Annotated in this window: 7 protein-coding genes; 5 read left to right on the top strand and 2 right to left on the bottom strand. The window is 41.0% G+C overall.

From position 1 onward, the window contains the following. Positions 1–125: 125 nt before the first annotated feature. The 4 genes from ACXLDX_RS01385 to ACXLDX_RS01400 all read left to right on the top strand — a co-directional run bounded on the left by ACXLDX_RS01385 (position 126) and on the right by ACXLDX_RS01400 (position 4,897). Entirely contained in the window at positions 126–1,616 is a 1,491-nt protein-coding gene (locus tag ACXLDX_RS01385; RefSeq protein ID WP_457575397.1) for an FGGY family carbohydrate kinase, read from the top strand. Positions 1,617–1,667: 51 nt separating this feature from the next. Next, the gene (dctP, locus tag ACXLDX_RS01390) at positions 1,668–2,753 is read left to right on the top strand and encodes a TRAP transporter substrate-binding protein DctP (RefSeq protein ID WP_457575398.1); all 1,086 of its coding nucleotides are present in this window, start codon (positions 1,668–1,670) and stop codon (positions 2,751–2,753) included. Between the two features lie 99 nt (positions 2,754–2,852). Further along, the gene (locus ACXLDX_RS01395) at positions 2,853–3,392 is read left to right on the top strand and encodes a TRAP transporter small permease subunit (protein WP_457575399.1); all 540 of its coding nucleotides are present in this window, start codon (positions 2,853–2,855) and stop codon (positions 3,390–3,392) included. Positions 3,393–3,574: 182 nt separating this feature from the next. After that, positions 3,575–4,897, top strand: a complete 1,323-nt coding sequence (locus tag ACXLDX_RS01400) for a TRAP transporter large permease (RefSeq protein WP_457575400.1) — start codon at positions 3,575–3,577, stop codon at positions 4,895–4,897. 249 nt (positions 4,898–5,146) lie between these two features. On the opposite strand, the gene ACXLDX_RS01405 is transcribed toward ACXLDX_RS01400, so the two are convergent. Continuing rightward, the gene (locus tag ACXLDX_RS01405; RefSeq protein WP_457575401.1) at positions 5,147–5,950 is read right to left on the bottom strand and encodes a phosphodiesterase; all 804 of its coding nucleotides are present in this window, start codon (positions 5,948–5,950) and stop codon (positions 5,147–5,149) included. A 167-nt stretch (positions 5,951–6,117) separates the two neighbouring features. Here ACXLDX_RS01405 and ACXLDX_RS01410 point away from each other — a divergent pair, with 167 nt between their 5' ends. Continuing rightward, a complete protein-coding gene (locus tag ACXLDX_RS01410) occupies positions 6,118–6,888 on the top strand; it encodes a DeoR/GlpR family DNA-binding transcription regulator (protein ID WP_457575402.1) in 771 nt (256 codons plus the stop codon). A gap of 131 nt (positions 6,889–7,019) precedes the next feature. Here the strand turns inward: ACXLDX_RS01410 and ACXLDX_RS01415 are convergent. Beyond that, a partial coding sequence (locus ACXLDX_RS01415) for a hypothetical protein (RefSeq protein WP_457575403.1) occupies positions 7,020–7,209 on the bottom strand: 190 nt, incomplete at its 5' end.

Consider the following 7,209-nt stretch of genomic DNA (forward strand, 5'->3'; position numbering starts at 1 on the left):
TACGTCAGAGCAGTGTTGACGGGACACTAGTTAAATAGCTTTAAATGATAATGGGGTACCATACGAGAAAACATGTAATATTTTGAACGGCATTTGTTCTTTAAGGAAAAAAGGAAGGGAATTAAATGATACAGCATGACTACGTATTGACGATAGATCAAGGTACGAGCTCTACTAAAGTTATCCTATATGATTTTGAAGGCAAAACAAAAGCAGAATCGACTCGTTTTATACAATTCGTAGAGCATGAGGATAATTTCATAGAACAAAAACCGTTCGATATTCTTCAGAGCATCCAGGACGCAATTAAAGATATCATTGACTATTCCGGTATAGAACCAAAAGAAATTTCTGCAGTTGCCATCGACAATCAGGGTGAAACCATCATCCCTTTCAGAAAAAATGACCTTACACCATTATATAATGCAATAAGTTGGCAGGATAACCGTGGTGAAGAGAAAATCAAACAGTTAAAAAAGGACAAACCTCTTAACAGATACATTGAGAACAAAACGGGGTTGTTAGCCAGTTCGTATTTCTCGGCAGCTAAAATGGAATGGCTTGTAAAGAATGTGAGAGAAATACGGGAGGAAATGGAAGACAACAATCTTATGATGGCCACGTCTGAAGTATGGCTGATAAACAAACTGATTCAGAGTAAAAAATTCAAAACAGATTTTACCACAGCCTCAAGAACCATGCTCTTTGATCTTCAAGGATTGAAGTGGGATGACAAAATTCTGTCTTTTTTTCAACTCAATATGGACTGTATGCCCACTTTAGCTTCTTCCATAAGTGACTATGGAATAACAGATCCATCGAAATGTCATGGTGTTACTGCCCCAATACTGGTCTCAGTTGTTGATCAACAAGCGGCGCTGGTTGGTCATCGTTGTTTTAGGGAAGGACAGGCAAAGCTGACCCTTGGTACCGGTGGTTTTTTGCAGGTTAATAGCGGTAAAGATCCTGAGAACAGGAGTAGGCTTATTATCAAATCCATACTCCCCGAAATTTTCGATAAAACATCGTACTTGTATGAAGGGCAGATTTATTCTGTGGGATCAGCGATAGAATGGCTCAGGAGAAATGAAATCCTGAAAGATTATTCTGAACTCAAACAGATCAACACCTCACCGTTGATCTCATCTCCGTATTTTATTCCTGCATTATCCGGTGTTTCTGCTCCCTACTGGAGAGGTGGACCCCTTGCAGCATTTATTGGTATGGGACTCCAGACAACTAGGTTGGATTTGGTAGGATCAGTCATGGAAGCGATAGCTTTCAGCGTAGTGCAAAGTATTGAGCTCATTCAAAAAGAAACAGATATCACCATCAAAAGTCTCTCTGTAGATGGAAGAGTCAATCAATTCGATTCCATTCTGAAAACCATTGCTGGATTAACTGGCATGAAAATCATTCAATCCAAGAATGAAGATTTAACATCTCTAGGGTGTCTCTTTCTTGCGGGGTCAAAGCTTGGAGTCTTCGAGAATTTCAAAGATATAAGGGACGTTAAGATTGATTCCATCGTTTATAACGAACCATTAAATAAAACCGTTTCGGCGCGGTTCATCCAGTGGAGGCGTCTATTCGACAAAGTTATTGATATGGCATAAGCAGATTCAAATATGAGTCTGTCACAATAATACTTCACCAAGGAGGGGAAAATGAAAGAACGTTTCTCAGAGCAAAAATCATTCATTCATTGCTTTACTGTTTTGCTGTTGGCTGCTTCATTCGTCTTTTTCGGCTTAGGGCCAAAAGAGGCGTTTAGTGGTACTGCAAAGAAAAAAACAATAAAGTGGCGATTGCAGACTTATGCTGGACCTTCAATGAATGACGAAATTATTGGCAATAAAATTAAGGAATTTAATAAAATTGCCAATGGTGAAATGGTAATTGAATTGTACGCTGCTGACCAACTGGTCCCCCAGGGAGAACTGTTTAATGCACTACAAAAAGGGACTTTGGACATGGTTGTCAGTGATGATCAATCCATGGGGTCGCCCGCTGATGTAGCGATCTTTTCTGCATACTTTCCGGCAGCGGGAAAGATCGGCCTTGATATTGACGTTTTATGGAATCGTTATGGTTTAAATGAGATATGGAAAGAAGCATATGATGAAATCGATGGCGTTACCTGGTTAGCGCAGGGGAGTTGGGACCCATGTCTCATTGCCAGCAACAAACCTATCAGACATATAAAGGATCTCAAGGGATTAAGAATTTTTACTTCTCTTTTTAATGGTAAGTTCCTTGAAGAACAGTATGGAATAGTTCCAGTAGTGATGCCTGTGGAAGACGTACAAATGGCACTTCAGACCGGTATGTTGGATGGTGTTTCTTGGTCCGGAGCCACGGAGCTCTATACAACAGGAATCGCTGATGTCTGTAAGTATCTGTTGACAAACCCTATTTCTGGCGCCTGGTCAGGTGGCTTTTTTGTAAACACGAAATCATGGGAAGCTCTTCCAGACCATCTTCAGAGACTGGTTAGAATGATGATTCAAAGCTCAAATTATTATAGGCTCAACTGGTATTGGTGGGGAGAAGCAAAATACCGGGTAGAAGGAACCAAGTTGGAGCTTACCTCTATTCCTGAAAATGAATGGGTAGGGGTTGAGCAACAAGCAGCAAAGTATTGGGATACTCTCTCAAAAAAGAGCCCCAGGGCTGCAAAAGTTATTGATGCATTTAAAAAATATTCTGAAGTCAGAAAAAAAGCAGGTTCGCCGTATACTTGCGGAGAATAATCATTTGGTATTTTCTTCCGTTCTTCTGCCATATCATATTTCGTTTGAAAAATGATATGGCAGAAATTGTTATTGATTTGCAGAGGAGAGATAGATTTTATGATTAAGCCATTAAAGATTTATGTACAATCTGTAGATTCATTAAACACGGTAATAGCTCAGATAGTAAAATTCCTAATTCTCGTAATTATCGGTATATTAGCGTATGAAGCTATTTCGAGAACTGTTTTCAATCACCCTGACAAATGGGCTTTGGAAATCACAGAGTTTATAAATGGCGCATATTATCTCCTAGGTGGGGGATTTGTCCTTTTGATTGGTGGTCATGTTCGAATGGATGTTTTCTACGAAAGGTGGTCACAAAAGAAAAAAGTTATTTTTGATATCATAACTTTTGTGTTCAGCTTTGGATATCTTACTGGATTGCTTATCGGAGGAATCAATAGCACTTTATTTGCTTTGAAATATGGGCAAAAAAACTATTCTGCCTGGGGACCTCCTTTAGCACCAATGAAAATTATCGCTACAATTGGTATCTCGTTGATGTTGTTGCAGGTGATTTCAGAATTGATAAAGGACATTGCAATAGCTTCAGGTGAGGATACTTCATGGATCAATAGATTGAAAGATAGAGAATAATATCCAATTTATTTGGTGTCCTATAATTGTTCCCGATAGGTTGAATTTTAGGCAGTAGTCTGTGATCCTGTTTCACTCTTAATCTGTTCTTCTTAACGTTTTTTCCAGTTAATATTTGAGTTGATTCATGTGTCGTTTTTTTCTTTAATTTACATCATGGAACAATATTTTGGGAGATGGTGATGAGTCATTCTTTTATAGCCCTGTTAATGTTTCTTACAATGTTTGTCGTTCTTCTTACAGGACGGCATATTTACGCGGTTCTTGGAGGTGTAGCTTCTATATTTGCATTTATTCTCTGGGGGGCTGGTGGTATTGATATGGCCTTTCATTCTGCCTTTACTCTTATTAACTGGTATCCCTTGGTAACATTACCTATTTTTGTATTTATAGGATATCTTTTCTCAGAATCTAAAATATCTGAAGATTTATATGAGCTTATATATGTTGTTATGGGTTCTGTCAAAGGAGGGCTGGCAGTCGGTACAATAATTCTAATGGCAATTATTTCGGCAATTAATGGTTTGAGTGTAGCTGGAATGGCCGTTGGAAGTAGTGTTGCATTACCGGAAATGCTTAAGAAAAAATATGATAAAAAAATGGTGACGGGAGTCATTCAAGCTGGAAGTTCCCTAGGAATATTAATACCTCCAAGTGTAGTTTTGGTACTTTATGGGATGATAGCAAGGCAACCGGTGGGGCGACTTTGGTTGGCTGGAGTAATTCCAGGTCTTTTAATGGCTTTATTGTTTATTCTTTATATAATTGTCAGATGCAAAATACAACCAGAGATGGGGCCAGCCTTATCAAAGGAAGAGATTGATATACCCCTTGGAGATAAAATCAAAGCTCTGAGGGGAGGTATCTTGCCTCTTTTTATTGTTTTCACAATGTCAGGACTATTTTTCCTCGGTATAACAAGTCTTGTTGAAAGTGCAGCTACCGGAGCAGTGGCTACTATTATTGCAGCTGCAATAAAGGGAAGATTAAATTGGAGAATTTTAAACAGGGTATTGGATCAGACATTAAGTGTAAGTGCAATGTTTATGTGGGTTGTAATGTCTGCTATGGCTTTTGCTGCAATTTTTGATGGGCTCGGAGCTGTTCATGCAATTAAAGATTTGTTTTTAAGTCACGGGTTTGGACCGGTAGGAACTATTATTTCCATGCAGCTTTCTTTTTTATTGCTGGGAACTTTCCTGGATGATACAGCCATGTTAATAATAGTGGCACCCCTTTATATTCCCCTGGTAGTCAGCTTAGGATTCAACCCTGTCTGGTATGGTGTACTTTATACAATTACATGCCAAATTGCTTATTTAACACCTCCTTTTGGATATAATTTATTTCTTATGAAGGCCATGGCTCCCAAAGAAATTACAATTGGAGATATATATAAATCGATTGTGCCTTTTGTTCTGATTATGTGTGGAACTATAGCCATACTGATCATCTTTCCTGAGATTGTTCTATGGTTACCTGATGCTCATTTTGGAAAATTCTAACTTCTAAATAACAAAAGTCTTTTACTGGCACGGAACGAATTGGAATCCCAATGAATTAGCTTGTTTTTTCAGGTTTCGTTCCATGCCTTGTTTATGAAATTTTTCTTGATCGACAAAAACAATTCCATCATAGGTTTTGCCGATCTTTATTAAATCAAATAACAAAATTTATTTGTAACTACTCACCCCTGTTATGATCATCGTTTGCAAATGTCCCATTCAAAGCAAAAAAAGACGAGGTGCTACTGATCAATTATCCTCAAACAGATATGGGCCGTCCATATCTCTGACATTCACCAGATGAGTGATAAGATTGCTCTCAGGTGTATAATAGTGGAGAAGATACCCCGGCGATTCCAGGTAAAATTCCGAAGGCCGGGTCAAAGTGAGGTCAAGTCCAAGTTGAAGTCCCATGCTTGGTGCTGTGGTGATCAATTTCCCCCGCCATCCCCCATGGGAAGAGAGGTGTATATGACCACAGAGAATACGAAGAATATTTGGATATTTTTCAACAACATCTCCCAGCAGGTCGCTTCCGGAAAATCCATCCTCATCTGTTTCCAGCACACCGAATTTCATCGGCGGATGATGCATAAAAAGAAGTGTCGGCTGCTCACGATTTTCAGCCAGTCTTTCATCAAGCCATTTTGCCCGCTGGGAACATATCTCGCCACCCGGCTCACCGGGAACTGTTGAATCAACAGCAATCAGGCGGAGTTCCCTGCCTTCGATGACATAATTAATGAAACCATTGTTCATTTCAGGGCACGCCCTTCCACCAAAAACTGACCAGAGAGTTTTGCGAAAATCATGATTGCCGGGAACGATATAAAATGGATAATCCAGGCGATCAAGCAGCAGAGCTGCACGCTCAGCTTCTTCCTCCCTGCCACTGTAAGTGATATCCCCTGTTACTAGAACGAAATCCACCCCTGGTTCAATCTGGTTGATATGATCGACACAACGGGCCAGATTCTCAGCAGTAGGTGCAATCGTGTATGCTTTGTCGCCATACCCGGCGATATGACTGTCACTTATTTGCGCAATCAGCATTTTACAATCCTTTTTCTTTTTATTGACCATTACCACATTTAACTTGACCAAACAAGCATAATTATAAGCTTTCTCCATAATCTTGACAACCGGAATAAAAAGAGGTAATTGTACATTTTTCTTGCAGATTTTAAATCTTTTCTCCATGGTTGTCTGCCAAATCACCTATGAATCCAGATAAAAGAAGATCCGAAATTGTCAACATCATTCGCCGCCAGAAACAGGTTACCGTTGAAGAACTGGCCCATGCCCTGCATATCTCAAGGGAAACAATCAGACGTGATTTGACTGAACTGGCCCGTACCGGCAAGGTACAGAAATTCCATGGAGGTGCGTCAATTCCGACCATCAGCGGTGAAGGTCCCTTCCGTGACAGAATGAGCGAAAACGTGGCAGCCAAGGTAGCCATAGCTTCCCACGCAGTCAAACTGGTTTCAGCAAGGGACACGCTCTTTATTGATACCGGCTCCACCACGCTTTATTTTGCCGAACAACTTGCAAATATCGGCAATCTGACCGTTGTAACCAATTCGGCTGAAATTGCCAGGACCATGAGTCTTTCAGGATCACAAATCAAAACCTTTCTTCTCGGCGGCGAATTCAATGGAGACAACCGACAGACCGTGGGCAGCATGACTATCGCACATATCCGCTCCTTCCGGGCACATCATGCCATCCTGACCGTCGGCGCCCTTGACCATAAAACCGGTGTCATGGATTTCTGTATCAACGAGGCCCAGATAGCCAGGGCCATGATCGAACAGTCCGAGTCTGTGACAATTCTTGCAGACAGCTCCAAGTTTGGCCGCATAGCTTCTTTTGAAGTGTGCAGTTTCAATCAAGTCACCAATCTCATCTGCGACTGCCCTCCGGAAGGAAAGATCAAAACTGCCCTCAATAAGGCGGGGGTTAACGTCATTCCGGTCCCACCCCTGTAAAATTCTGGTCCTCCACATTCGTCATTTCGAATGATATCCCGTTGGAAACTGGAAACCCCACCTTTTCAATCGAATTTTCCCTTTTCAGCGCCTTCACCTTGACTGATCGGCAGCTATTTATCAACAGACAGTCATGGATACTGAAAAACACCAACCCAATCAAATGAAGCCGGAAGTGTTCCCCACCTCTGCGAACGTCCTCCGGCTTCCGGGAATTTGGTCGCATCCTTACCGGCCCGGTTTGCACACGACGCATCCGTGAAACTGCAAGGCAGCTCGGTATGGATATCGCTGTAAAAAGTTCTGTAGCCTCTTTGGAAC

This window comes from Desulfomarina sp., assembly GCF_054039375.1.